We start from the raw sequence: 24,321 nt of genomic DNA on the forward strand, positions 1-24,321 counted from the left end.
GGACGGGGTCTGGGGCGGAGCCCCAGAAGGATGGGACGGGTAGGGGCGGCGGGGGCGAAAACCCTGGACCCGCACCGGTTACTTGGGCACCCGGAACGTTTCTCCATAGACCGCCCACTGCAGCGGAGCGTCCAGGCTCAGGTTCCCGTCGTACAGGAACCGCCGCTGAGCCGTGTCGATGCGGGTCGTGTCGCGATGGGAGTCCTTGGACTTCATGGCCTTGCGGCGGACGTCCAGGAAGATGTCGAGGTACGCCTTCTCCTTGCCGCCCTGCGCCGGGGTGTCGGCCTCGGACACGGCGCGCTCGCGCAGCCCGTAGAAGCCCCTGGGCCCGGTGCCGGGGCCGTGCAGGACCATCGCGTCGTAGTAGATGAACTGCCCGAGCGTGCCCAGTCCGTCGAGCTTGGCGAGGCGGACCGCCGGGTCGAAGTAGACGCGGTCGCGTTCCGTGTCCTGGGCCCGGCGGAAGGCCGCCACCTTCGCCTCCGCCTTCCAGGCGGCCGTGAAGCCCGGGTCGAGCCCCTCGTGTGAGTCCGTGCCGTCGACCTTGCGCAGGGCGGGAAGGTAGCGGGCCAGGCCGTTGTCCGGGTGGGCCTTCGTGTAGCGCTCGACGAGGACGAGGAGGTCGTGCGTGCCGGTGCAGAAGCCGATGATGCCCGCGGTGTAGCCCTGGCCGTCGCCGATGTCCTCGATGTAGCCGTACTGGGCGCGCCAGTCCAGCGTGGAGTTCTCCGCGCTCGCCACGAGCTTCTGGGCCAGCTCCTTCTTGTCCGGCGCCGCGAGACCGGGCGGCAGATCCGCGATCAGCTCGTCGTCGGCCGTGTCCTCGGCCTTCGCCTTGGCGTCCTGTCGGGCCTGCTGCGAGGCGGACGGCCCCCTGCCGGTGTCCTCCGACTCCGACTGCCCGGGCGTGAAGAAGTAGACCGCCGCCGTCGCGACGACGGGCACAACGGCGAACAGCAGGCAACCACCACGTCTCATGGCGCTCAGAGTACGTTCCCGACTTCGCCAGGGGCAGGGAGGTACCCCCGGCTAGGCTCACCGGGCAGCCCATGACCGTAAGGAGCACCGATGGCCGGCATCAGCCTGAGCAAGGTGGAGGAGACCGCACCCGCGCTGGTGTCCCTCTACAAGAGCGCCGGTGTCTCGCTGGACAAGCACGGGCTGAGCGGACAGCGGGCGGCCGTCTATCTCGTCGTCGACTACTCGGGTTCGATGAAGCCGTACTACAAGGACGGCAGCGTGCAGGCGCTCGCCGACCGGGTGTTGGGCCTGTCGGCGCACTTCGACGACGACGGGACCGTACCGGTCGTGTTCTTCTCGACGGACATCGACGCGGTGACGGACATCGCCCTGGACAACCATCAGGGCCGTATCGAGCGGATCGTCGCGGGCCTCGGCCACATGGGCAAGACCAGCTACCACCTGGCCATGGACGCGGTCATCGACCACTACCTGGACAGCGGCTCGAAAGCTCCGGCCCTGGTGGTCTTCCAGACCGACGGCGGCCCGATCAACAAACTCGCCGCCGAGCGCTACCTGTGCAAGGCGGCCAGGCTCCCGCTGTTCTGGCAGTTCATCGGCTTCGGCGACGCGACCAGCAAACAGTTCGACTTCCTCCGCAAGCTCGACGAACTCGCCGTGCCCGCGAAGCGGCCCCTCGACAACGCCGGTTTCTTCCACGCCGGTTCGGACCCGCGGCAGGTCTCCGACAGCGATCTGTACGACCGCCTTGTGTCCGAATTCCCCCAGTGGCTCTCGGCGGCACGGAGCCTGGGCATCGTCCGCTGACCAGCGGCGCGCGCCCCGTTGGCTTTGTGTGATCGTCGTGTCACTCTGAGGTGACCCGAGGTGAGAGGCGGCGTATGGACGCGCGATCGGCGGACCGGCAGGGTACGGGCGGGCGGCCGGCACAGACGGGCAAGGGCGAGCGGCTGGCCGACTGGGCCGACGGACGGCTCGGGATCTACGCACTGGCCAAGTCCCAGATGCGCAAGGTGTTCCCGGACCACCCGTCCTTCATGCTGGGTGAGATCTGCCTCTACACCTTCATCATCCTGATCCTCACGGGTGTCTACCTCACGCTGTTCTTCGAGCCGAGCATGGCCGAGGTCGTCTACAACGGTTCGTACGAGCCGCTGAACGGCATCGTGATGACCAGGGCGTTCGAGTCCACGCTCGAGATCAGCTTCGATGTGCGCGGCGGTCTCCTCATCCGGCAGATCCACCACTGGGCGGCGGTCGTGTTCGTCGCCGGCATGCTCATCCACATGATGCGGGTGTTCTTCACCGGCGCGTTCCGCAAGCCGCGCGAGCTGAACTGGCTGTTCGGCTGGACGCTCCTGTTCCTCGGGATCATCACCGGGCTGACCGGCTACTCGCTCCCCGACGACCTGCTCTCCGGCACCGGCATCCGCTTCGCGCAGGGCGCGATCCTCTCCGTACCGGTCGTGGGGACGTACCTCTCCTTCTTCCTCTTCGGGGGAGAGTTCCCGGGGCACGACATCATCTCGCGGCTGTACCCGATCCACATCCTGCTGCTGCCCGGGATCATGCTCGGCCTGGTGGTGGTCCATCTGATCCTGATCTTCTACCACAAGCACACGCAGTACCCGGGGCCCGGACACAACCAGAAGTCCGTGGTCGGCATGCCCTTCCTCCCGGTCTACATGGCCAAGGCCGGCGGCTTCTTCTTCCTGGTCTTCGGCGTGCTGTCGGTGATGGGGGCCATCGCGACCATCAACCCCGTCTGGGCCATCGGCCCCTACCGCCCCGACCTGGTCGGCACGGGCGCCCAGCCCGACTGGTACCTCGGCTTCTCCGAGGGGCTGATCCGGGTGATGCCGGGATGGGAGATCAACGCCTTCGGCCACACCCTGGAGCTGGGTGTCTTCATCCCCTTCTCCCTCTTCCCGCTGATCATGCTCGCGATCGGCGTGTATCCGTTCATCGAGGCGTGGATCACCGGGGACAAGCGGGAACACCACGTCCTGGACCGGCCGCGCAACGTCCCGACGCGCACCGGTCTCGGCGCGGCCTGGCTGAGTCTGTACGGGGTGCTGCTGATCGGCGGCGGCAACGACATCGTGGCCACGCATCTGCACCTGTCGATCAACTCGATCACCTGGTTCGTACGGGTCGCCTTCTTCGTCGTGCCGGTCCTCACCTTCATCGTCACCAAACGCATCTGTATGGGACTGCAACACCGCGACCGGGACAAGGTGCTCCACGGCAGGGAGTCCGGCACCATCAAACGGCTGCCGCACGGCGAGTACATCGAGGTGCACGAACAGCTCTCGCAGTCCCAGCGTTTCACCCTCACCCAGCACGAACAGCTCCCGCCCTACGAGGTGGGCCCACTCGTCGACGCGAACGGTGTCGCCCGCAAGGCCAAGCCCGCCCAGCGGTTGCGCGCCCGGCTGGCCCGCGCCATGTTCGGGCCGCAGACGTACATCCCCAAACCGACCCCCGAGGAGTACCACCGCGAGCTCACGAGCGGCGAGCACCACCACTGAGCCCGCCGCCCGGCTCACCGCCGAGCCCGCCGCCGAGCCCGCCGGTCCCGCAGAGCACCAGGGCCCGGCATACGTGCGGGGTGCCCCAGGCGGTGCGCAGCGCACGGGCCTTGGTGAGCCAGAGCGAGAGGTCGTACTCGGCGGTGTAGCCGATCGCGCCGTGCAGCTGCAGTGCCGTGCGCGCGGTGGCGTACGCCGCCTCGCACGCCGCGACCTTGGCCGCGGCGACATCGGCCGGGCGCAGGGACAGCGCGGCGCCGAAGAGCAGCGGGCGCGCGAACTCCAACGCCTTCTTCGCATCGGCCAGTTGATGCTTGACCGCCTGGAACGAGCCTATGGGCACGCCGAATTGCGCGCGCTGTCTGACGTACGCGACCGTCTTGTCGAGCAGCGCGAGACCTGTGCCCAGAGCTTGGGCGGCGGTGGCGAGGCGCGCCCGGGTGAGGGCCTCCTCGGCGGCCGCGACGACATGAGGGCCGGAGGCGAGCAGCTCACCGCCCCGGTCCAGCGCGGTGAGGCGCCGGGCCGGGTCGATGGACGCACACACAGGGCCGTGCCCGGGGGCGAGCCGCAGTGCGTCGCCCCCGACGGTGAGGCGGACCGTCGCCGCGTCCCCGTCCAGGGCCCGCTCGTCCGGCCCGGGTAAGGCCACCGTGGCGATCGTCTCTCCCGAGGCCAGCCCCGGAAGCAGCCGCTTCGCCGGCCCCGGGTCGGTGAGCAGCGAGGCCGCCGCGACCGTCTCCACCAGTGGCCCCGGCACCGCGTGCCGCCCCAACTCCACGAAGGCGACGGTCAGTTCGACGGGCAGCGGTCCGACCCCGTCGTACGCTTCGGGTACCGCGAGCGCGAAGACCCCCGCATCGGCGATACGGGACCACAGCGCACGCCCCGGCGAGTGGTCGCCTGCGGCCCAGGACCGGATGACCGACGGCGTGTCCGCGGCCGTCAGCAGGGCGTTCAGCGAGCGGGCGAAGGCGCGCTGTTCGTCGTCCAGGAGGAAACGCATCAGCGGCGTCCCTTCGGCAGACCGAGGAGGCGCTCGGCGATGATGTCGCGCTGGATCTCGTTCGTCCCCGCGTAGATGGGGCCCGCGAGCGAGAAAACGTAGCCCTCGCACCAGTCGGTGCCGGCCAACTCGCCCTCCGCGCCCAGCAGGTCGAGTGCCGTCTCGTGGAGGGCGATGTCGTACTCCGACCAGAAGACCTTGTTCATGCTGGACTCCGGGCCGATGCGTTCGCCTTCGAGGAAGCGGGACGCGCCCGCGTACGTGAAGAGCTGGTAGGCGCGGGCGCCGATCAGCGCGTCGGCCACGCGGTCGCGCAGTGCCGTGTCGGACGGGTCGCCGTGCGTGCGCCACAGGTCGAGCAGGCGGGCGGCGGAGGCCAGGAAACGGCCGGGGGAGCGCAGCGTCAGCCCGCGTTCGTTGCCCGCCGTCGCCATCGCGACCCGCCAGCCCTCGCCGACCCCGCCGATCACGTCCTCGTCCGGCACGAACACCTCGTCCAGGAAGAGCTCGGCGAAGGCCGGTTTCCCGTCGAGACGGCCGATGGGGCGGACGGTGACGCCCGGCGCGCGCAGGTCGAACATCACGTAGGTGAGCCCCTGGTGGGGCTTCGGGGTGTCGGGCTCGCTGCGGAACAGGCCGAACGCGCGGTCGGCGAACGCGGCCCGCGACGACCACGTCTTCTGGCCGCTCAAGCGCCAACCGCCGTCCGTGCGCGCCGCCCTGGACCTGAGGGAGGCCAGGTCCGAGCCGGCCTCCGGCTCGGACCACGCCTGCGCCCAGACGACCTCGCCGGACGTCATGGACGGCAGGATCCGGGCGCGCTGCTCCTCGGTGCCGTGGTCGAAGAGGGTCGGCGCGAGGAGGTTGATGCCGTTCTGGCTGACGCGGCCGGGCGCGCCCGCCGCGTAGTACTCCTCCTCGAAGATAAGCCACTTGAGGATGCCGGCGTCCCGCCCGCCGTACGCGGTCGGCCAGGACACCACCGACCAGCGGTCCGCGGCCAGTTCGGCCTCCCACGCGCGGTGTGCGGCGAAGCCCTCCTCGGTCTCGAGGGAGGGGAGAGCAGTGGCCGGCACATGGCTGTCGAGCCAGGCCCGGGCCTCGCTCCGGAAGGCGTCCTCGTCCGGTGTGAAGGCGAGATCCATCGGCGGCGGTCCTTAACGGTAGCCCTTCCCTAACAAGTGTTTGGTAGGTTAGCGTGGCGGTATGACAGCCGTCGAGGGTCCGGCTTACGTATCCGGTCATGGCCTGCTGAAGGGGCGGACCGCCGTCATCACGGCCGCCGCTGGCGCGGGGATCGGCGGGGCGACGGCGCGCCGGTTCCTGGAGGAGGGCGCGCGCGTACTGATCAGCGACGCGCACGCACGACGGCTCAAGGAGAGCGCCGAGGCGTTGACCGCCGAGTTCGGTGCCTCGTCCGTCGACTCGCTGCCCTGCGACGTCACCGACGAGGCCCAGGTACGGGCCCTGTTCGACGCGGCCGGAGGGCTGCACGGCGGCTTGGACATAGTCGTCAACAACGCCGGACTGGGCGGTACGTCGCCCTTGGTGGACATGACGGACGAGCAGTGGTCGAAGGTCCTCGACGTCACGCTGAACGGCACGTTCCGGTGTACGCGGGCGGCACTGCGGGCGATGCGGGCGGCCGGCCGAGGAGTGATCGTCAACAACGCCTCGGTCGTCGGCTGGCGCGCCCAGTCCGGCCAGGCGCACTACGCCGCGGCGAAGGCGGGCGTCATGGCGCTGACCCGGTGCGCGGCCATGGAGGCGGCCGAGTACGGGGTCCGGGTGAACGCGGTGTCACCCAGCCTCGCCATGCACCCCCACCTCGTGAAGGTGACCACCCCCGAACTGCTGGAGGAGCTCACCGGCCGCGAGGCCTTCGGGCGGTACGCCGAGCCGTGGGAGGTGGCCAACGTGATCGTGTTCCTGGCGTCCGGCTACTCCTCGTACATGACCGGCGAGATCGTCTCCGTCAGCAGCCAGCACGCCTAGGACGACAATGGAGCCGTGCCTACCAAGAAGAAGCCCCAGGTGACCGCCACGCCCGAGCGGCGTCGTGAGCTCCTCGGCACCGCCGCCGAGGTCTTCGCCGAACAGGGCTACAACGCCACCACCGTACGCAAGATCGCCGACCACGCGGGCATGCTCGCGGGCAGCCTCTACTACCACTTCGACTCCAAGGAGTCGATGCTGGAGGAGATCCTGCGGACGTTCCTGGACGAGCTGTGGGACGGGTACGACACGGTCCTGGACGCCGAACTCGGGCCCCGGGAGACCCTGGAGGCCCTGGTCACCGAGTCCTTCCGGGAGATCGACCGGCATCGCGCGGCCGTCGCCATCTACCAGAAGGAGTCCCGCCACCTGGCCGTCCAGGAGCGCTTCGCGTTCCTCGCCGAGTCGCAGCGCAAGTTCGAGAAGGCGTGGCTGAGCACGCTGGAGCGGGGCGTGGCCGCCGAGGTCTTCCGCGACGACCTGGACATCCGGCTCACCTACCGGTTCGTGCGCGACACCGTGTGGGTCGCCGCGTCCTGGTACCGGCCGGGCGGACAGCACAGCCCCGAGGAGATCGCCCGTCAGTACCTGTCGATGGTGCTGGACGGAATCGCCGTACGCACCTGAACGACCAGAACGACCAGAACGACCAGAGCGACGATCACGACGAGACCGACCAGATCTACGAGACCGACTGGGGAGTTGTCATGGCCGAGGCCTACATCGTCGAAGCGGTCCGTACGCCCGTCGGGCGGCGCAAGGGCGGCCTGAGCGCGGTCCATCCGGCCGACCTGGGCGCGCATGTGCTGGGCGCCCTGGTCGCGCGCTCCGGGATCGACCCCGCCGCCGTCGAGGACGTCGTCTTCGGCTGTCTGGACACCGTGGGGCCGCAGGCCGGCGACATAGCACGCACGTGCTGGCTGGCGGCCGGGCTGCCCGAGGAGGTGCCGGGCGTGACGGTCGACCGGCAGTGCGGTTCGTCCCAGCAGGCCGTGCACTTCGCCGCGCAGGGCGTGCTGTCCGGCACGCAGGACCTGGTCGTCGCCGGAGGCGTCCAGAACATGACGCAGATCCCCATCGCGTTCGCCTCCCGCCAGGCCGCCGAGCCGCTGGGCCTCACGGAAGGGCCCTTCGCTGGCAGCGAGGGCTGGCGGGCGCGCTACGGCGACCGGCCCGTGAACCAGTTCTACGGCGCGGAACTGATCGCCGAGAAGTGGGGGATCAGCCGCCGCGACCAGGAGGAGTTCGCTCTGCGGTCCCATCAGCGGGCGATCCGGGCGATCGACGAGGGCCGCTTCGCACGCGAGGTCGTGGCATACGGGGACGTCACAGCCGACGAGGGACCGCGCCGGGACACCTCGCTGGAGAAGATGGCCGGACTGGCGCCGGTCGTCGAGGGCGGCACCATCACCGCCGCCTGCTCCTCCCAGGTCTCCGACGGCGCCGCCGCGATGCTGCTGGCCTCCGAGCGGGCGGTCCGCGAGCACGGGCTGACGCCCCGCGCGCGCGTGCACCACCTCTCCGTCCGCGGCGAGGACCCGATCCGCATGCTGTCGGCCCCCATCCCGGCCACCGCGCACGCCCTCAAGAAGACCGGCCTGACCATCGACGACATCGACCTCGTCGAGATCAACGAGGCCTTCGCCCCGGTCGTCCTGGCCTGGCTGAAGGAGACCGGCGCGGACCCGGAGAAGGTCAACGTCAACGGCGGCGCGATCGCCCTCGGCCACCCCCTCGGCGCCACGGGCGTGAAGCTGATGACGACGCTGCTCCACGAACTGGAGCGCACGGAGGGCCGGTTCGGCCTGCAGACGATGTGCGAGGGAGGCGGCCAGGCGAACGTGACGATCATCGAGAGGCTCTGACGCCGGCCGCGCACAACTCGTGCAGCACGCGCTCGGCCTCGGTCATCACACGCTCCACCAGCTCCGCGCACGACGGCAGGTCCTCGATCACCCCGGCCACCTGTCCCGACGCCATCACCCCCAGATCCGTACGCCCCTCGACCATCGACGCGCGCAGCAGCATCGGAGTGTTGGCGGCGAGCAGGGCCTGGCTCCAGGACAGGTCCCTGCCGTGCTTCAGGGCGAGGCCGTCACGGATCATCTGGGGCCAGGTGAGCCCGGACAGCTTGCGGAAGGCGGCTGCCCGGCGCACCGACCGGGCGAAGGATCTCGTGCGGCCAGCCCCCTCGAGTGAGTCGACGAGGTCCGTGCGCAGCATGCGGTGAGGCAGGCCGTCCACGGCCGTCGTCACCGTCACGTCCTTCACCGTCGCCGCCAGGTACTGGGCCTTCACCGGGTCCGGGACGGTGGAGTCCGAGGTGAGCAGGAAGCGTGTGCCCATGGCGACGCCGGCCGCCCCGTACGCGAGGGCCGCCACCAGGCCCCGGCCGTCGAAGAAGCCGCCCGCCGCCACGACCGGTATCCCGACCGCGTCCACGACCTGCGGCAGCAGCACCGTCGTCGCCACCTCGCCCGTGTGGCCGCCGCCCTCGCCACCCTGCACGATCACCGCGTCCGCGCCCCACGCCGCGACCTTCTCGGCGTGGCGGCGGGCGCCGACGGACGGGATGACGACGACACCCGCGTCCTTCAGTTCGGCGATCAGGGCGCGGGAGGGCGCGAGCGCGAACGAGGCGACCCGCACGCCCTCCTCGATGATGATCCGCACCCGGTCGCGGGCATCGCCCGCGTCCGCCCGAAGGTTCACGCCGAACGGCGCGTCCGTACGGGACTTGACCTCCCGGACGGCACACCGCAGCTCCTCCACGGTCATCGTCGCGGAGGCCAGGACACCCAGGGCACCCGCGTTCGCTGACGCGGAGACCAGGCGAGGACCGGCGACCCAGCCCATACCGGTCTGGACGACCGGATGCCGCACCCCGACGAGTTTCGTGAGCGCTGTCTCCATCAGCTGCCGGCCCCACGCTCGACTTTGCCGGCCGGCACCTCACGGTCGCGCAGCCCCCGCGGGTCGATCACCTCGCGTATCAGCTCCAGCTCCTCCCGGGTCGGTTCGCGCGTATGGGGGACCTCGTCCGGGACCGTCAGGTCGAAGCCCGTCGCCTCCCTGACCTCCTCGACCGTGACGCCCGGATGCAGCGAGGCGAGCCGCATCGAGCGGCCCGGGGTCGCGAAGTCGAAGACGCCCAGGTTGGACACGACCCGGGGGATGCGGTGGTAGCGGGTCGCCGTGGGACCGGCCGCCGCCGCGCTGTCGTAGCCCACTCCGCTGATCACGTCGACCTTCTCGACGAAGACGCGCCTGGAATGCTTCGGGATCCAGTAACTGACGGGATTGTTCAGGGTGTTGACGGGAGCGCCCCGCACCCCGAGCAGCTGTCGCGCGGGCCGCTCCCAGTCGCCGATGCAGGAGATGTTCTGGTTGCCGAACCGGTCGATCTGGCTCGCGCCCATCATCACGTGCCGTCGGCCGCCGGTGACCATCGTGAGGTGCTGCCGGTAGGGCAGCCAGCCCTCCGGCGTGCCGTCCGGGCCCACCAGCATCGCCTCGCCGTCGGTGAGGAGCAGGTCGGGAGCGAAGGTCCGCCGGGCGAGCCGGGCGCCGACGGACGGGACGGCGCCCATGGGGCTGGCGAGCACCTCACCATTGCCCCGCCATGCCTCGGCGCAGGCGATCACGCAGTACTCGGCGCGGGTGGGCGGGAGAAGAGGGGCACGCGTCACCTCACTCATCGCCGCTCCTCGTGCCAGGCCTGAACAGCCGACTGGTAGTCCTTCTCGTTCCCGTACAGGAACCGCTCGGCGAACTCCGGCCAGGGCGTGGTCGCGTACAGCCGCTGGAAGCTCTCGTCCCGGTCGTGGTCGGGCACGCAGGACGTGAAGTGCGCGCCGCCTGGCGCCTCCACCACCCCCGTCACGCTGTGCCGCTTGACCAGCAGTGTCTGCGGGGCGGCGGCAGCCTTCGCCGGCTCGGCGGTGCCGATGGTGTCGACGAGCTGCTCGCAGGAGACGTACGCGGTGTCGGCCGCCTCGCAGAACAGGTCGTCGAAGTACGGATCCGGGCCCAGATACTGGCCGTTGCCCAGCCGGTCCGCGCGGTTCACATGGACCAGCGCGGCGTCCATCCGCAGCGCGGGCATGGCGACGAAGGTCTCGTGGACCCCCGTCGACTCGTCCTCGTACGGCGAAGTGACCGTCCGCAGCCCGGGGTTGACCCGCATCACGTCCGAACCGATTCCGGCCCGCACGGGCAGAAAGGGCAGCCGGTTCGCCGCGGCGTGCAGCCCCCACATGAACATCGCCTCGTCGATCTCCATCAGCTCGAGGGACCCGCTCTCGCGCGCCGCGCGGTAGTGCGGTTCGAGCGGGATCGAGTCGAGGGTCGCGAACGCGGCGACCAGCTTCCGTATCCTCCCGGCGGCCGCGAGCATGCCGACGTCCGGCCCGCCGTACGAAACGACCGTGAGATCCGTGATCCCGGAACGGAGCAGTGCCCTCACGAGCGCCATCGGTTTGCGGCGGGAGCCCCAGCCTCCGATGCCGATCGTCATCCCGCTCTCCAGCCGGCCGACGACCTCCTCCGCCGACATCGTCTTGTCGCTCACCGGTCCTCCCCCTCCCTGGACTTTCCGAACGTGTCCCGGACCCGGTCGGCCACCCCGCTGACGTTCGCCTCGAAGGTGAAGCCCTGCTCGAAGCGGTAGCTGCGGCGCACGTCGACCGGGTCGATGCCGTTGATGGCGGCCTTCGCGAGCCGGATCAGCTGCCCGTCCTTGGCCGCGATCTCCCGGGCCAACTCCAGGGCGGCGTCCGGAAGATCCGCGCGCGGCACGACCCGCCACACCGAACCGTGCGCGTGCAGCTCGGCCGCCGTGGCCGTGCGCGACGTGTAGTACAGCGCGCGCATCAGGTGCTGCGGGACGAGGCGGGCCAGGTGCGTGGCCGCGCCCAGGGCGCCCCGGTCCAGCTCGGGCAGGCCGAAGGTGGCGTCGTCGCTCGCCACGATCACGTCCGCGTTCCCCACGAGCCCGATGCCGCCGCCCAGGCAGAAACCCCGCACCGCCGCCACCACCGGCACCTCGCACTCGTACACCGCCGCGAACGCCTCCGCGCAGCCGCGGTTGGCCCCTATCAGCGCGCCATGGCCCGTCGCGCCCCGCTGGTCCGGCCGGTCCCGCTGCTGTCGCTGTTCTTGCTGGATCTCCTTGATGTCGACGCCCGCGTTGAACCCCCGGCCCTCGGCGCTCAGCACGACACAGCGGACCTCGGCGTCGCGGCCCGCCGCGCGCACGGCGTCGGCCAGCTCGAACCAGCCGCGCACCGGTAGTGCGTTCACGGGCGGGAAGTCGACCGTGACGACGGAAATCCCCTTTTCCGGGGACGAGGTGGAGACACCCATGGGTGCATCAGCTACCTTTCCACCAAACGTTTGTTAGGTGAGAAAGTAACAGCGAATGCCGACGAGCGGGAGGCCCTGTGGACAAGAGGCTCGTGGTGGTGACCGGCGGCACCAGAGGGGTGGGCGCCGGGATCGCCCAGGCGTTCGCCGAGGCCGGCGACGACGTGGTGGTCTGTGCGCGCAGACCGCCCGAAAAGCCGGTCGAGGGAGTCGAGTTCGCGCAGGCCGACCTGCGGGACCCGGCGGCCGTACGCGCCTTCTTCGACGCTCTTCCCCGGGTCGACGTCCTGGTCAACAACGCGGGCGGCGGCCCGTACGTGCCACTCGCGGGGACGGACGCCGAGCGGCACGCGCGCGTGATCGAACTCAACCTCACCGCACCGCTGACCGCGTCCCTGGCGGCGTACGAGCAACTGAGGCGCGCCCGGGGCTGCGTCGTGATGATCGGCAGTGTGAGCGGGACGCGGCCCTCGCCCGGCACCGCCGCATACGGTGCGGCCAAGGCGGGGCTGGAGAACCTGGCCAGGTCGATGGCCGTGGAGTGGGCGCCGGACGTCCGCGTCAACACGCTGGTCGTCGGCATGGTCCGCACCGAACTGTCCCACCTGCACTACGGCGACGAGGACGGCATCGCGGCCGTGTCCCGCACCGTCCCGCTCGGACGTCTCGCCGCCCCCTCGGACATCGGCGCGGCCGCCCTGTTCCTCGCGTCCGACGCCGCCGCGTACATCACCGGGGCAGGCCTGCTCGTGCACGGCGGCGGAGAGCGGCCCGCCTTCCTGGACGCGGCAACCGTCAACAAGGAGAAGTGAGATGACCGGAATCTGCGACGGCCGGGTCGTGATCGTCACGGGCGCGGGACGGGGCCTCGGGAGGGCGCACGCCCTCGCGTTCGCGGCGGAGGGCGCGCGCGTCGTGGTCAACGACCTGGGGGTGGGGCTCGACGGCTCGCCCGGCCCCGACAGCCCGGCCGCACGCGTCGCCGAGGAGATCCGCGCGGCGGGCGGCGAAGCCGTCGCGCACGGCGGCGACATCGCCACCTCGCAGGGCGCCCAGTCACTGATCGCCACGGCCATCGACGCCTTCGGACGGCTCGACACACTCGTCAACAACGCCGGGTTCCTGCGCGACCGGATGCTGGTGAACCTCGACGAGGACGACTGGGACGCCGTCCTGCGTGTCCACCTGAAGGGGCATTTCCTGCCGCTGAAGCACGCCGCCGCGCACTGGCGGTCCGAGGCCAAGGCCGGACGCACGCCCCGGGCGAGGGTCGTCAACACCAGCTCCGGAGCGGGGCTGGCGGGATCGGTCGGGCAGGGCAACTACAGCGCGGCCAAGGCGGGCATCGTCGGGCTCACCCTGGTGGCCGCCGCCGAAATGGGACGCTACGGAGTGCAGGTCAACGCCATCGCACCGGCCGCACGCACCCGCATGACCGAGCGGACCTTCGCACAGACGATGGCGGCGCCCGGCAGCGGCTTCGACGCGGTGGCGCCCGAGAACGTCTCCCCGCTCGTCGTCTGGCTCGGCTCCGCCGCGAGCACCGGTGTCACCGGCCGGGTCTTCGAGGCCGAGGGCGGCCGCATCACCGTCATGGAGGGCTGGCGCCCCGGCCCGACCGCCGACAAGGCAGCGCGGTGGACGCCGTCCGAGGCCGGGGACACCGCCCTCGAACTGCTCGCGGACGCGGAGGCGCCCCAGCCGGTGTACGGGGCGCGGTAGCGCGCCTCCGAGGTGCCGTGGCGCGCGTACGAGGCGCGGTAGCGGGCGCGTCCCGTACGTCACCGGGGGGACACGGCCGACCCCGCGCCGGCCGAACATCCGCGGCGTCCCCACAGCCGCCGTGTCCCTACATCCGCCGTGGCAGTGTCGACGCCAGCAGCGTCCTCACCCGGTCGTCCCGTATGTGCGTGACGGCCTCCTCGGCTGTCGCGCGCGGGGCGCTGTCGGGTCTCTCCTCCGTCAGCAGCCGCTCCAACACCTCTATGGCCCGCGGATCCTGCCGGATCGCCAGCCCACGCGCCGCCTCCGCCACCACCTCCCGGTCCGTGTCGTCGAGGAGCGCCGCGAGCGCGTCCCGCAGATCGGGGGTGTCCGTGTCGAGTACGGCCAACGCGGTCGCCGCCCAGTCGCGTACGTCCCTGTCGGCATCCCCCGTCAGCGCGATGAGCCGCTCGATGCCCTCCAGGTGATCGGCGGGCACCAGCCCGCACAGGGCCACGGCGACCGCTCGCCGTACACCGGCGTCCGGGTGGCCGCCATGGCGGAGGATCTCGGGGAGAGCGGCCGGGTCCCGATGCAGGCCGAGGGCCGCGACGACGGACCGCGACGTCACCGGCTCCCAGGTCGCGCGCGCCAACTCCCGCAGCACGGGGAGACTCCGGGCGGCAAAGGGGCCCGCGACTTCGTCCTGCCGCCGAGGTGGCCCGTCCCCGCTTCCCTCCGCCCCCAACCGCCCCAGCACATCCGCGCCGAACGCCTGCCGCAGTGGGTCCGTGCCCTCCCCGCACCACAGGGCCGCCGCCTCGAACGTCTCCGCGTCGCCACGCCGGGCGAGCACGGTCACCGCCTCCGACCAGTCGTCGTTGTCCGGGTCGCCGCGGCGCAGGGCACGATCGGCGAGTTCCGTGGCGGGGGAGGCGACACCGAGAGACGCCTCCAGGAGGGTGACGATGGCCGCGTGGCCCGTCTGCTGGTCGTTGCCGGACACAGGACGGCCGTCCTTCAGCAGTTCGACCTCGACCGTCACACCGCCGTCCTCCGGGAAGCGGCGGGTGACGAACTCGTGGCCGGGCCCGTGCACCTGCTCCAGACCGGCCCGCAGCTCCGCCTCCACATCAAGGGTCAGCCAGCGCCGGGCCTCGGCCAGCGCCTCGGACCGGGCCCGCGCGCCCCGCGCGAGCAGCGCGCGTACGCAGCCCGGGGAGCCGCGGCGCGCAGCCACGACGAGCGGGGAATCCCCGGTCGGACCCGGGCGGTTCGGGTCGGCGCCGTACCTGAGGAGCTCGGCCACCACGGGAGCGTGCCCCCGCTGAACAGCCCAGGTCAGGGCGGTGAAACCGAAACCCTCCAGCAGATCCGGCAGCGCTCCGGCCGCCAGCAGCGCACGGACGACCTCCGTGTGCCCGCCGCAGGCCGCCCCGCACAACGGCGAATCGGTGCCCGCGCTCAGCCGGTCCGGTGCGGCTCCCGCCGCCAGGAGGAGGCGCACCACACCGGGCTTGTCGTTCACGGCCGCCAGATAAAGGACGCTCTGGCCGTCCTCGTCCACCGACTCCGCGCTCGCGCCGGCGCGCAACTGCCGTACGACCGCGTCCTCATCGGCCTCGTACAAGGCCGTCAACAGACCGGCCGCCGGGTCTTGCGTGTCCATGCATCGACCTTCGCCCCGGACAGGCCGGCGAAGCAAAGACTTTTGCTGTGAATCTCCTCCCGATTCCCATACGTCGCACCGGCTACGTATCGCACTCCAGCACCGTGTGGCACAGAGCGCAGCGCGCCCGCACCCGGCCCCGCACCGGCACCCGGATCCGCTGATGGCAGGTCGGGCAGGGGAACGACACACGCAGCGGACCGTGAGCTTCGGGAGTGAAGTCGTACGGGACGCCCGTCGGCCGGCCGTGGGCGTGATGGTCCTGGACCGGGCGGTCCTGGGCGTGGCGGCGGTCCTTCGCATACCGGCGGCGGCCCGCCCAGCCGGCCGCGGACAGCGGAGGCTGCTGCTCGTCGTGGCGGGCCCGCGCCATGCCCTTCGTGTACGCCGTGTACGCCTGCGCACTGGTGAACCACGTGGAGGGGTCCTCGCCGAAGATCAGGGACCGCTTGGCCAGGACGTACCCGAACTCCTCCGGAGTCAGATAGCCCAGCTTCTGCGAGGAGGCGGCGTCCTCGCGGTACGCGTCGAGCAGCAGCCAGCCCGCGCCCAGATACGTCGTCGCGGTGTCCGTGAGGATCTCGTTGTCCCGCGTGCCCTGGAACGACAGATCCAGGCGGTGCAGATACACGTGCATCACCTCGTGCGCCAAAGCGGCGCCGATGTCCCTGCGATGCGAACGGAACCGGTCGTTCAGCTCGATGAAGTACTCGGGGCCCGCGGCGAGCTCGACATTCGCGGCGTGCTCCATCTCGCGGAAGCTGACGATCATGCGGGCGTCCGGCAGCCGGAAGTGCTGAACCAGCTCGCGGGCCACACGCTGCGTGCCCAGATACAGATCGTCCACATCGGCGAAGGCCACATCGGCGGGCAGCACGCTGGTGTCGAAGGTGTGGATGGTGTCGTACGAGAGCCGCTTGTACAGCGCCGTGATCGCCGCCCGCACCGTGTCCAGGTGCGGGTAGCCGTGCTTCACCGGCCCGCCGTTCGCCACGCCCGCACCCCCAAGAGGCCCAGAACCCGATTCCACTCTAAGTCGATGCGAGGGGAATTTCGCCGCACTGGTTCCTCGAGAAGGCGTGAGATCCACCCTTGCCGCCCTCAGCGTGGGATCTTCATACTGCTACGCGCTCAACCCCCCACGAGAGGAACTCTGTTGACCAGCAGAACGCTCACCTTCGTCAAGAGATCGGCGGCCATCGGTGCCGTCGCCCTCGCGACCGCCAGCCTCCAGCCCGTCGCCGCGCACGCCGCGCCCGCGCCGATCGTCGGAGGCACACCCGCCGCACAGAACGAGTTCCCGTTCATGGTCCATCTGTCCATGGGCTGCGGCGGCGCGCTCTACAAGAAGGACATCGTCCTGACCGCCGCGCACTGTGTCGAGTTCACGGGCAACGACACCAGCATCACGGCGACCGCCGGCGTCGTCGACCTCAACGCCCCCGGCGCGATCAAGGTCAAGTCCAAAAAGGTCCTCACGGCCCCCGGCTACAACGGCAAGGGCAAGGACTGGGCCCTGATCAAGCTGGCCCGGCCCATCGACCGGCCCACGCTGAAGATCGCGACCAACACCCGCTACAACAAGGGCACCTTCACCATCGCCGGGTGGGGTGACACCAAGGAGAACGCGGGCACCGGCTCGGACAAGCTGCTCAAGGCCAAGGTCCCGTTCATCAGCGACACCAAGTGCAAGCAGCACTACGGCAGCCGGCTCGTCGCCGGGCAGGAGATCTGCGCCGGGTATCCGCGCGGCGGCATCGACACCTGCCAGGGCGACTCCGGTGGCCCCATGTTCCGCAAGGACGACAGCGGGGCGTGGCTGCAGGTCGGCATCGTCAGCTGGGGCGACGGGTGTGCGCGGCCCGGTGTGCCCGGCGTCTACACGGAGGTCTCCACGTTCGCCTCCGCCATATCCCGGGCGGCGGCGACGCTGTAGGGGGCAGCGGGCGGGGACTGCGCGTCGTACCTCGGGTGCGGGTCGTCCCGTGGCTTGTCGCGCAGCTCCCCGCGCCCCTTAAGGTGGACGTCCATGACCACCAGCAACACCGGCCCCGGTGACGTGGACCCCGCCGTCCGCGCCGAACTCGCCCGGCTGCGCGACAGCATCGACAACATCGACGCCGCCGTCGTCCACATGCTCGCCGAACGCTTCAAATGCACCCAGCAGGTCGGCCACCTCAAAGCAGCCCACCGACTGCCGCCCGCCGACCCCTCCCGCGAGGCCCGGCAGATCGCCCGCCTGCGTCAGCTCGCCGAGGACGCCAAGCTCGACCCCGCCTTCGCGGAGAAGCTCCTCAACTTCATCATCGCCGAGGTCATCCGCCACCACGAAAGCATCGCGGACCACGCGAACACCACGAAGTGACAGCGGGAGCGGAGCCCCCTACCGGCCTCTCGGCACGTTCCGGCCTCTCGACACGGCGTTTCCACCCATTGTCCCCACTTCTCGCACACTTCTCGCACCGTTGTACGCACAACCCCTCGGCGTGCGCGCCGAAATAAGGCATCCTTCGCTGAGCACTCCTTGTCAGTTCACGAGTACTCCGTGTCAGTCGGTTCAGGCATAAGCTGGTTGTCCAAGCGAGGGGACTTCGCGCAATGCCGTCGGATGCCAAGATCCTCATCGTCGACGACCATGAGGACACGCTCTACGCACTGGAAAGCGCCCTGGCCCCGCTCGGCTACCGGCTGGCGCGAGCCACCAGCGGCGACGACGCCCTCAAGGAGGTCCTGCGGGGCCAGGTCGGACTGCTCCTCCTCGACGTGCGGATGCCGGGCGTCAGCGGCCTCGACGTCGTCCGCTACATGCGCCGCGTGGAGCAGACCCAGCGCATACCCATCATCCTGGTCACCGGCTTCGGCACGGACGCCCAACTCACCTCCACCGCCTTCCGGCTCGGCGTCGCCGACCTCGTCGTGAAACCCATCGACCCCTGGGCCCTGCGTACCAAAGTGCGGTACCTGTACGACTACCACCAGCGGTTTCTGTGGCTGGAACGGGAAGTACGGGAACTACGTGCCCTGGTGAAGGAAGGCGTGCCTCCCGAAGCCGACCACACGCGCTTCGACCCCCGCGTACCGCCCGGGCGCCCTTCCACCGCCCCGAAGCACGACCAGAGCGCGTAGGCCCCGCGAAAGGCCCACACAGGCCCCTGACGAGGCCGCTGACGAGCCCTCCGACGAGGCCGGAGGATACACACAAGCCCCCGAAACGGCCGGAAGACCACCGCGTACGGCCGCGAGACCAGGCCTCCTCTGTGCCGCGCCAAGCTCATCAGGCAGCATGTCACCCATGTCCGTACTGACGCGCGCCGAAGCGCAGACCCGTGGCCGGCTCCTCGACGTCCACCGCTACCAGATCGAACTCGACCTGACGCGCGGCGACGAGACCTTCGACTCCCGCACCGTCATCCACTTCACGGTGCGGGGCAACCACAAGGCCGCGGACACGTTCGTCGAGCTCAAGCCCGCCGAACTGCGCACCGCCACCCTCGACGGACAGCCCCTCGACCCGGAAACCCTGGACGAGAACCGGCTGCCCCTCAAGAAGCTCACCCCCGGCGAACACGAACTGCGCATCGACGCCGCCATGCGCTACTCGCGCACCGGCGAGGGCATGCACCGCTTCACCGACCCCACCGACGGCGAAACCTACCTCTACACCCAGCTGTTCATGGAAGACGTCCAACGCGTCTTCGCCGCCTTCGACCAGCCCGACCTCAAAGCCGTCTTCGAACTCGAGGTCAAGGCCCCCGAAAGCTGGACCGTCCTCGCCAACGGCATCACCGAGCACCTCGGCGACGGCAACTGGAAGGCCGCCCCGACCCCGCTGATCTCCACCTACCTCGTCGCCGTCGCCGCCGGCCCCTGGCACTCGGTACGCACCCAGCACCGCGGCCTACCCTTCGGCATCCACTGCCGCCGCTCCCTCGCCCCGTACCTCGACGCCGACGTCGACGAACTCCTCGACATCACCCGCGCCTGCTTCGACCGCTACCACGAGAAGTTCGAGGAGCCCTACCCCTTCGACTCCTACGACCAGGCGTTCGTCCCCGAGTTCAACGCCGGCGCCATGGAGAACCCCGGCCTCGTCACCTTCCGCGACGACTTCGTCCACCGCTCCGCCGTCACCGACACCGAGCGACAGATCCGCGCCATGGTCATCGCCCACGAAATGGCCCACATGTGGTTCGGTGACCTCGTCACCCTGCGCTGGTGGGACGACATCTGGCTGAACGAGTCCTTCGCCGAGTACATGGGCTACCAGACCCTCACCGAGGCCACCCGGTTCACCGGCACCTGGACCGAATTCGGCGTCACCCGCAAACCCTGGGGCTACGAAGCCGACCAGCGGCCCTCCACCCACCCCGTCGCCCCGGACCCGGACGCCGTCCCCGACACCGCCTCCGCGCTCCTCAACTTCGACGGCATCTCCTACGCCAAGGGCGCCTCCGCACTGCGCCAACTCGTCGCCTGGCTCGGCGAGAAGGACTTCCTCGCCGGCATCAACACCCACTTCGCCCGGCACAAGTTCGCCAACGCCACCCTCGCCGACTTCATCGACTCCCTCGCCCAGGCCACCGAACGAGACGTCCACGCCTGGGCCGACTCCTGGCTGCGGACCACCGGCGTCGACACCCTCACCCCGAAGGTCGCCCGCACCGACAACGGCACCTGCACCCTCACCATCGCCCACGACGGCACCCGCCCCCACCGCATCGCCGTCGGCCTGTACGACCGGGACCTCAGCGACGAAGGCCGCCTCACCCTCCGCGAACGCCTCGAACTCGACCTGCCCCAGACCGAGCCGGCCCGGCCCATCGGCAAGCGCCCCGCCCTGCTCCTCCTCAACGACGCCGACCTGTCCTACGCCAAGGTCCGCTTCGACCCCGAATCCTTCGCGACCGTACGCGCCGAACTGTCCGCCCTGCCCGACCCACTGACCCGCGCCGTCATCTGGAACGCCCTGCGCGACTCCGTACGCGACGGCGAACTCCCCGCCACCGCCTACCTGGAGGCCGCCCGCACCCACCTCCCGCACGAGACCGACCTCGCCCTCGTCCAGGGCGTCCTCGCCTTCGCCACCACCCAGGTCGCCAACCGCTACCTCCCCGCACCCGACCGGCCCGCCGCCCTCACCACCCTCACCTCCCTGTGCCGCGACCTCGTCCGCCGCACCGAGGACGGCTCCCACCCCGGCCTGCGCCTCACCGCCGTACGCCACCTCATCGACGTCGCCGCCCAACCCGACACGATCACCGCCTGGCTCTCCGAAGGCACCGTCCCCGGCGGCCCCGAACTCGACCCCGAACTGCGCTGGCGCATCCTCGGCCGCCTCGCCATCCTCGGCGCCATCGACGACAGCGTCATCGAAGCCGAACTCGTCCAGGACCCCAGCGCCACCGGCCAGGAGGGCGCCGCCCGCTGCCGCGCCGCCCTCCCCGACCCCGAGGCCAAACGCCAGGCCTGGGACGACATGTTCGCCACGGACGACCTCTCCAACTACCTGTTCACCGCCACCGCCCAAGGCTTCTGGCAGCCCGAACAGGCAGACCTCGTACGGGACTTCGTCCCCCGGTACTTCAAGGACGCGGTCGCCCTCGCCGCCCGCCGAGGCCCCGCCATCGCCGAAGCCGCGGGCCGCTGGGCCTTCCCCGTGTACGCCGTCTCCGCGCAGACACTCCGCCTCGGCGAGGAGTGCCTGCGCGACGCCGACCCCACACCCGCCCTCCGCCGCAAGCTCGCCGACCAACTCGACGACCTGGCAAGGGCACTTCGGGTACGGGAGGAGTAGCCCGACAGACGTGGAGCGAGGCGCGTCGCAGGGGGCGACCAGCCCCCCCGCGACCCGCACTCGCGGGTACATTCCTCGCACACCTCACAGACCGAGCGTCGTGACCTCCTGGCGGCGAGCGCCGCCGTACCCCCTTTCGGGTCCCGATCGTTGGGCTCTCCGGGCGCGTCAACCCACCACGCGAACAAGCCGGAAACCCCCGGCCGCGCGCCCCCGGAGGACGTCCATGCGCGCGCTCGCCTCAGGCCCCCAAGGACCGGACGCCCTGCGGCCGTTGCTCACGACCGTGCTCGACGCGCTGCGGGACGGCGCCACCGCACGAAGCGGCCCCCTGCCCGCCGGAGGCCCCGAAGCGGTCGCCGCGGACATACGCGCCGCCCTCGGAGACGTCCTGCCCGAACAGGGCGACGAGGACGCCCTGCGCGCCCTCGTGCACACCTTCGCGGCAGGCGCCGCCGACCCCGCCGACCCCCTGTGCACCGCGCACCTGCACTGCCCGCCCCTCGCCGTCGCCACCGCCGCCGACCTCGCCGCCTCCGCCCTCAACCCGTCCCTCGACTCCTGGGACCAGGCCCCGGCGGCCTCCGAACTGGAAGCCCTGGTCACGGCCGCACTCGCCGAGGCGGTGTACGGCAAGCGGGCCGAGGCCCAGGTCGCGTGGCCCACGGCCCAGGTCGCGCGGCCTCCTGCCCTGGTCGCGCGGCCCGCCGAGCCCGCCGCCCAGGACACGCAGCCCGCCGCCCAGGTCGCTCAGTCCGCCGCCGCCCTCGTCACCACCGGCGGCACCGAGTCCAACCAGCTCGCGCTCCTCCTCGCCCGCGAACTCCACGGCCGCGTCCAACTCGTCTGCGCGGACACCGCCCACCACTCCCTGCGCCGTGCCACCTGGCTGCTCGGCCTCCCCGAACCCATCACCGTGCCCGCCCCCACCGGCACCATGGACCCCGCCGCACTCGACGAAGTCCTGGGCGAACTGCACGGCACCGGCAGCCCTCTCCTCGTGGCCGCCACCGCGGGCACCACCGACGCCGGACACATCGACCCGCTCCCCGCCATCGCCGACCTCTGCCGAACCCACCGCGCCCGCCTGCACATCGACGCCGCCTACGGCGGAGGCCTCCTCTTCAGCGACCACCACCGCGCCAAACTCGACGGCCTCGCCCGCGCCCACACCGTCACCCTCGACCTGCACAAACTCGGCTGGCAACCCGTCGCCGCAGGCCTGCTCGCCGTTCAGGACCCGCGCGATCTGCGCCCACTGGAACATCACGCCGACTACCTCAACGCCGACGACGACACCGAAGCCGGCCTCCCCGACCTCCTCAGCCGCTCCCTGCGCACCACCCGGCGCCCCGACATCCTCAAGATCGCCGTCACCCTCAAAACGCTCGGACGGCAAGGACTCGGCGCCCTCGTCGACAACGTCTGCGCCCGCGCACAGGAACTCGCCGACCTCGTCGACGCACACCCCGGCCTCGAGCTCTACGACCGGCCCACCATCAGCACCGTCCTCTTCCGGCCCGCCCACGCGACCGACCACATCATCGCCGGCCTACGACGACAACTCCTCACCGAAGGCCGCGCCGTCCTCGGCCGCGCCCGCCTCGACGGCCGCCTCTGGCTCAAAGCCACTTTGCTCAACCCGCACACCGAGCCGGGCGACCTCGCCGCGCTCCTGAAACTGGTGGAAGGACCCCCACGCCGATGAGCCCGACGCCCACCCCCGACACACCCGCACAGCACCAACCCGAAGCACCCCGCGACCTGGTCGGCATCGGCATCGGCCCGTTCAACCTCTCCCTCGCCGCCCTCGCCCACCCCCTCGCCGAACTCGACACCGCCTTCTACGAACAACGCCCCGCCTTCGACTGGCACCCAGGCCTCCTCATCGACGGCGCCACCCTCCAAGTCCCCTTCCTCGCCGACCTGGTGACCCTCGCCGACCCCGCCAACCCCTGGTCCTTCCTCAACTACCTGCGCAGCCGCGACCGCCTCTTCCCCTTCTACTTCGCCGAACGCTTCCACATCCCACGCGCCGAATACGCCGCCTACTGCCGCTGGGTCAGCGACCACCTCCCCGGACTCCACTTCGGCCACCACGTCGAAGCCATCCACTGGAACCCCGAACGCGAACTCTTCGCCATCGACTTCACCCCACACGACCCCGAAGGCCCAGCCGCAGCCGCAGCCGACGCCGCAGCCGAACCCATCCGCCGCACCTACAGCAAGAACATCGTCCTCGGCATCGGCACCACCCCCCACATCCCCGGCCCCCTCCGCCCCCTCGTCGAAGCCCCCGCCGTACCCGTCATCCACGCCGCCGACTACCTCGAACACCGTGAGTGGATCCGCACCGCGGAACACATCACCGTCATCGGCTCAGGACAATCCGGCGCCGAGGTCNCCGCACCGCGGAACACATCACCGTCATCGGCTCAGGACAATCCGGCGCCGAGGTCTACCTCGACCTCCTCCGACACCGCCCCGTCGGCCGCGAGAAGATCCACTGGCTCACCCGCACCGAGGCCTTCGCCCCCATGGAGTACTCAAAACTCGGCCTCGAACACTTCACACCCGACTACACGCGCTACTTCCACGCCCTCGCCGAACCCGTACGCGACCGGCTCGTCCCCGCCCAATGGCAACTCCACAAAGGCATCGACGCCGACACCATCGCCGCCATCCACGACGAGCTCTACCGCCGCACCCTCCACGGCGACTGGCCCGACACCGTGCTCACCCCCGCCGTCCGCGTCCGAACCGCCGGCCGCGTAGCCCACACCAAAGTCGAACTCCACCTCGAACACGTCCAACAAGGCACCAGCACACGCCTCACCACCGACGCCGTCATCCTCGCCACCGGCTACCGCGAACGCCCCCTCGACCAACTCCTCGCCGGCCTCGCCCCCTACCTTCACCGAGACGACGCCGAACGCCCCCACATCGACGACCAGTACCGCCTCACCCTCGACCCGGCCATCACCGGCGCCGTCTACGTCCAGAACGCCGAAGTCCACACCCACGGCGTCGGCACCCCCGACCTCGGCCTCGCCGCCTGGCGCAGCGCCACCATCCTCAACTCCCTCACCGGCAAGAACCCCTACCCCCTCCCATCCCGCACCGCCTTCACCACCTTCGGCCTCGCACCACAACCCTCCGAGCACGAACCACAGCCCCAGATCCCCCACCCCAGACAGCACAAGGCCCAGGCACTCATCCCCCTCATGGAGAGCTGAGCACCCGGGCCAGGGACCGGACCGACTACGGGAAAGCC

22 protein-coding genes and 1 pseudogene are annotated in these 24,321 nt (G+C 70.8%); 14 read left to right on the forward strand and 9 right to left on the reverse strand.

Annotated features, from left to right (window positions below; genetic code table 11):
- Positions 1 to 78: 78 nt before the first annotated feature.
- Positions 79 to 981, reverse strand: a complete 903-nt coding sequence (locus FGD71_RS29725; RefSeq protein WP_119103633.1) for a chitosanase — start codon at positions 979 to 981, stop codon at positions 79 to 81.
- Between the two features lie 90 nt (positions 982 to 1,071).
- Between FGD71_RS29725 and FGD71_RS29730 the strand changes: the two genes are divergently transcribed.
- Both FGD71_RS29730 and qcrB read left to right on the forward strand, forming a co-directional pair.
- Positions 1,072 to 1,791 (forward strand): vWA domain-containing protein, encoded by a 720-nt coding sequence (locus tag FGD71_RS29730; protein ID WP_119103634.1) that lies wholly within the window; start codon positions 1,072 to 1,074, stop codon positions 1,789 to 1,791.
- A 74-nt stretch (positions 1,792 to 1,865) separates the two neighbouring features.
- Positions 1,866 to 3,515 (forward strand): cytochrome bc1 complex cytochrome b subunit, encoded by a 1,650-nt coding sequence (gene qcrB / locus FGD71_RS29735; protein WP_119103635.1) that lies wholly within the window; start codon positions 1,866 to 1,868, stop codon positions 3,513 to 3,515.
- On the opposite strand, the gene FGD71_RS29740 is transcribed toward qcrB, so the two are convergent.
- Together FGD71_RS29740 and FGD71_RS29745 are read right to left on the reverse strand one after the other, a co-directional pair.
- A complete protein-coding gene (locus tag FGD71_RS29740; RefSeq protein ID WP_119103636.1) occupies positions 3,490 to 4,521 on the reverse strand; it encodes an acyl-CoA dehydrogenase family protein in 1,032 nt (343 codons plus the stop codon). The two genes, qcrB and FGD71_RS29740, sit on opposite strands and share 26 nt — an antisense overlap.
- Positions 4,521 to 5,666: an acyl-CoA dehydrogenase family protein gene (locus FGD71_RS29745; protein ID WP_119103637.1), complete on the reverse strand. Its 1,146-nt coding sequence runs from the start codon at positions 5,664 to 5,666 to the stop codon at positions 4,521 to 4,523. The genes FGD71_RS29740 and FGD71_RS29745 overlap by 1 nt, the downstream gene beginning before the upstream one ends.
- 61 nt (positions 5,667 to 5,727) lie before the next feature.
- Between FGD71_RS29745 and FGD71_RS29750 the strand changes: the two genes are divergently transcribed.
- From FGD71_RS29750 to FGD71_RS29760, 3 genes are all read left to right on the forward strand, one after another.
- Positions 5,728 to 6,516 carry an SDR family oxidoreductase gene (locus FGD71_RS29750; protein ID WP_119103638.1) on the forward strand — a complete coding sequence of 263 codons (789 nt, stop codon included), beginning with the start codon at positions 5,728 to 5,730 and terminating at the stop codon, positions 6,514 to 6,516.
- A 15-nt stretch (positions 6,517 to 6,531) separates the two neighbouring features.
- A complete protein-coding gene (locus tag FGD71_RS29755) occupies positions 6,532 to 7,143 on the forward strand; it encodes a TetR/AcrR family transcriptional regulator (RefSeq protein ID WP_119103639.1) in 612 nt (203 codons plus the stop codon).
- 80 nt (positions 7,144 to 7,223) lie between these two features.
- Positions 7,224 to 8,381: an acetyl-CoA C-acetyltransferase gene (locus FGD71_RS29760; RefSeq protein WP_119103640.1), complete on the forward strand. Its 1,158-nt coding sequence runs from the start codon at positions 7,224 to 7,226 to the stop codon at positions 8,379 to 8,381.
- Here the strand turns inward: FGD71_RS29760 and FGD71_RS29765 are convergent.
- The 4 genes from FGD71_RS29765 to FGD71_RS29780 are packed head-to-tail and all read right to left on the reverse strand — an operon-like array spanning position 8,365 to position 11,880.
- Positions 8,365 to 9,429, reverse strand: a complete 1,065-nt coding sequence (locus tag FGD71_RS29765; protein WP_119103641.1) for an NAD(P)H-dependent flavin oxidoreductase — start codon at positions 9,427 to 9,429, stop codon at positions 8,365 to 8,367. The two genes, FGD71_RS29760 and FGD71_RS29765, sit on opposite strands and share 17 nt — an antisense overlap.
- Positions 9,429 to 10,214, reverse strand: a complete 786-nt coding sequence (locus tag FGD71_RS29770) for a CoA-transferase subunit beta (protein ID WP_119103642.1) — start codon at positions 10,212 to 10,214, stop codon at positions 9,429 to 9,431. The genes FGD71_RS29765 and FGD71_RS29770 overlap by 1 nt, the downstream gene beginning before the upstream one ends.
- Positions 10,211 to 11,086, reverse strand: a complete 876-nt coding sequence (locus tag FGD71_RS29775; protein WP_119103643.1) for a CoA transferase subunit A — start codon at positions 11,084 to 11,086, stop codon at positions 10,211 to 10,213. Before FGD71_RS29775 ends, FGD71_RS29770 begins: the two co-directional genes overlap by 4 nt.
- Entirely contained in the window at positions 11,083 to 11,880 is a 798-nt protein-coding gene (locus tag FGD71_RS29780) for an enoyl-CoA hydratase family protein (RefSeq protein WP_119103644.1), read from the reverse strand. Before FGD71_RS29780 ends, FGD71_RS29775 begins: the two co-directional genes overlap by 4 nt.
- A gap of 77 nt (positions 11,881 to 11,957) precedes the next feature.
- Between FGD71_RS29780 and FGD71_RS29785 the strand changes: the two genes are divergently transcribed.
- Both FGD71_RS29785 and FGD71_RS29790 read left to right on the forward strand, forming a co-directional pair.
- Positions 11,958 to 12,692 (forward strand): SDR family oxidoreductase, encoded by a 735-nt coding sequence (locus tag FGD71_RS29785; RefSeq protein ID WP_119103645.1) that lies wholly within the window; start codon positions 11,958 to 11,960, stop codon positions 12,690 to 12,692.
- A gap of 1 nt (position 12,693) precedes the next feature.
- Positions 12,694 to 13,602, forward strand: coding sequence for an SDR family oxidoreductase (locus FGD71_RS29790; protein ID WP_119103646.1), 909 nt, complete (start codon positions 12,694 to 12,696; stop codon positions 13,600 to 13,602).
- A gap of 127 nt (positions 13,603 to 13,729) precedes the next feature.
- Here FGD71_RS29790 and FGD71_RS29795 read toward each other — a convergent pair whose 3' ends face one another.
- Positions 13,730 to 15,253: an ankyrin repeat domain-containing protein gene (locus tag FGD71_RS29795; RefSeq protein ID WP_119103647.1), complete on the reverse strand. Its 1,524-nt coding sequence runs from the start codon at positions 15,251 to 15,253 to the stop codon at positions 13,730 to 13,732.
- 82 nt (positions 15,254 to 15,335) lie between these two features.
- On the reverse strand, positions 15,336 to 16,247 hold the full coding sequence (locus tag FGD71_RS29800) for a hypothetical protein (protein WP_119103648.1): 912 nt from the start codon (positions 16,245 to 16,247) through the stop codon (positions 15,336 to 15,338).
- Between the two features lie 159 nt (positions 16,248 to 16,406).
- Here FGD71_RS29800 and FGD71_RS29805 point away from each other — a divergent pair, with 159 nt between their 5' ends.
- The 7 genes and pseudogenes from FGD71_RS29805 to FGD71_RS49215 all read left to right on the forward strand — a co-directional run.
- The gene (locus FGD71_RS29805) at positions 16,407 to 17,189 is read left to right on the forward strand and encodes a S1 family peptidase (protein WP_240436838.1); all 783 of its coding nucleotides are present in this window, start codon (positions 16,407 to 16,409) and stop codon (positions 17,187 to 17,189) included.
- Positions 17,190 to 17,282: 93 nt separating this feature from the next.
- A complete protein-coding gene (locus tag FGD71_RS29810; RefSeq protein WP_119103650.1) occupies positions 17,283 to 17,618 on the forward strand; it encodes a chorismate mutase in 336 nt (111 codons plus the stop codon).
- Between the two features lie 233 nt (positions 17,619 to 17,851).
- Positions 17,852 to 18,379, forward strand: a complete 528-nt coding sequence (locus tag FGD71_RS29815; protein WP_119103651.1) for a response regulator — start codon at positions 17,852 to 17,854, stop codon at positions 18,377 to 18,379.
- A 166-nt stretch (positions 18,380 to 18,545) separates the two neighbouring features.
- Positions 18,546 to 21,047 (forward strand): aminopeptidase N, encoded by a 2,502-nt coding sequence (pepN, locus tag FGD71_RS29820; RefSeq protein WP_162931252.1) that lies wholly within the window; start codon positions 18,546 to 18,548, stop codon positions 21,045 to 21,047.
- A gap of 226 nt (positions 21,048 to 21,273) precedes the next feature.
- The gene (locus tag FGD71_RS29825; RefSeq protein WP_119103653.1) at positions 21,274 to 22,755 is read left to right on the forward strand and encodes a pyridoxal phosphate-dependent decarboxylase family protein; all 1,482 of its coding nucleotides are present in this window, start codon (positions 21,274 to 21,276) and stop codon (positions 22,753 to 22,755) included.
- Positions 22,752 to 23,450, forward strand: a 699-nt coding sequence (locus FGD71_RS49210; RefSeq protein ID WP_280528337.1) for a SidA/IucD/PvdA family monooxygenase, incomplete at its 3' end; no start/stop codon positions are given. The genes FGD71_RS29825 and FGD71_RS49210, both read left to right, overlap by 4 nt.
- 26 nt (positions 23,451 to 23,476) lie before the next feature.
- A pseudogene (locus tag FGD71_RS49215) lies at positions 23,477 to 24,283 on the forward strand (SidA/IucD/PvdA family monooxygenase); the annotation flags it as partial.
- Between the last annotated feature and the right edge of the window lie 38 nt (positions 24,284 to 24,321).

The sequence above is a fragment of the Streptomyces sporangiiformans genome (genome assembly GCF_005768555.2).
Classification (GTDB): Bacteria; Actinomycetota; Actinomycetes; order Streptomycetales; family Streptomycetaceae; genus Streptomyces; species Streptomyces sporangiiformans.

Bases quoted from the DNA above. Each gene is read 5' to 3' on its own strand.
- qcrB (WP_119103635.1), top strand. From the start codon at position 1,866: ATGGACGCGCGATCGGCGGACCGGCAGGGTACGGGCGGGCGGCCGGCA.
- FGD71_RS29760 (WP_119103640.1), top strand. From the start codon at position 7,224: ATGGCCGAGGCCTACATCGTCGAAGCGGTCCGTACGCCCGTCGGGCGG.
- pepN (WP_162931252.1), top strand. From the start codon at position 18,546: ATGTCCGTACTGACGCGCGCCGAAGCGCAGACCCGTGGCCGGCTCCTC.
- FGD71_RS29740 (WP_119103636.1), bottom strand. From the start codon at position 4,521: ATGCGTTTCCTCCTGGACGACGAACAGCGCGCCTTCGCCCGCTCGCTG.
- FGD71_RS29730 (WP_119103634.1), top strand. From the start codon at position 1,072: ATGGCCGGCATCAGCCTGAGCAAGGTGGAGGAGACCGCACCCGCGCTG.
- FGD71_RS29780 (WP_119103644.1), bottom strand. From the start codon at position 11,880: ATGGGTGTCTCCACCTCGTCCCCGGAAAAGGGGATTTCCGTCGTCACG.
- FGD71_RS29825 (WP_119103653.1), top strand. From the start codon at position 21,274: ATGCGCGCGCTCGCCTCAGGCCCCCAAGGACCGGACGCCCTGCGGCCG.
- FGD71_RS29770 (WP_119103642.1), bottom strand. From the start codon at position 10,214: ATGAGTGAGGTGACGCGTGCCCCTCTTCTCCCGCCCACCCGCGCCGAG.
- FGD71_RS29815 (WP_119103651.1), top strand. From the start codon at position 17,852: ATGCCGTCGGATGCCAAGATCCTCATCGTCGACGACCATGAGGACACG.
- FGD71_RS29795 (WP_119103647.1), bottom strand. From the start codon at position 15,253: ATGGACACGCAAGACCCGGCGGCCGGTCTGTTGACGGCCTTGTACGAG.
- FGD71_RS29750 (WP_119103638.1), top strand. From the start codon at position 5,728: ATGACAGCCGTCGAGGGTCCGGCTTACGTATCCGGTCATGGCCTGCTG.
- FGD71_RS29765 (WP_119103641.1), bottom strand. From the start codon at position 9,429: ATGGAGACAGCGCTCACGAAACTCGTCGGGGTGCGGCATCCGGTCGTC.
- FGD71_RS29810 (WP_119103650.1), top strand. From the start codon at position 17,283: ATGACCACCAGCAACACCGGCCCCGGTGACGTGGACCCCGCCGTCCGC.
- FGD71_RS29790 (WP_119103646.1), top strand. From the start codon at position 12,694: ATGACCGGAATCTGCGACGGCCGGGTCGTGATCGTCACGGGCGCGGGA.
- FGD71_RS29725 (WP_119103633.1), bottom strand. From the start codon at position 981: ATGAGACGTGGTGGTTGCCTGCTGTTCGCCGTTGTGCCCGTCGTCGCG.
- FGD71_RS29745 (WP_119103637.1), bottom strand. From the start codon at position 5,666: ATGGATCTCGCCTTCACACCGGACGAGGACGCCTTCCGGAGCGAGGCC.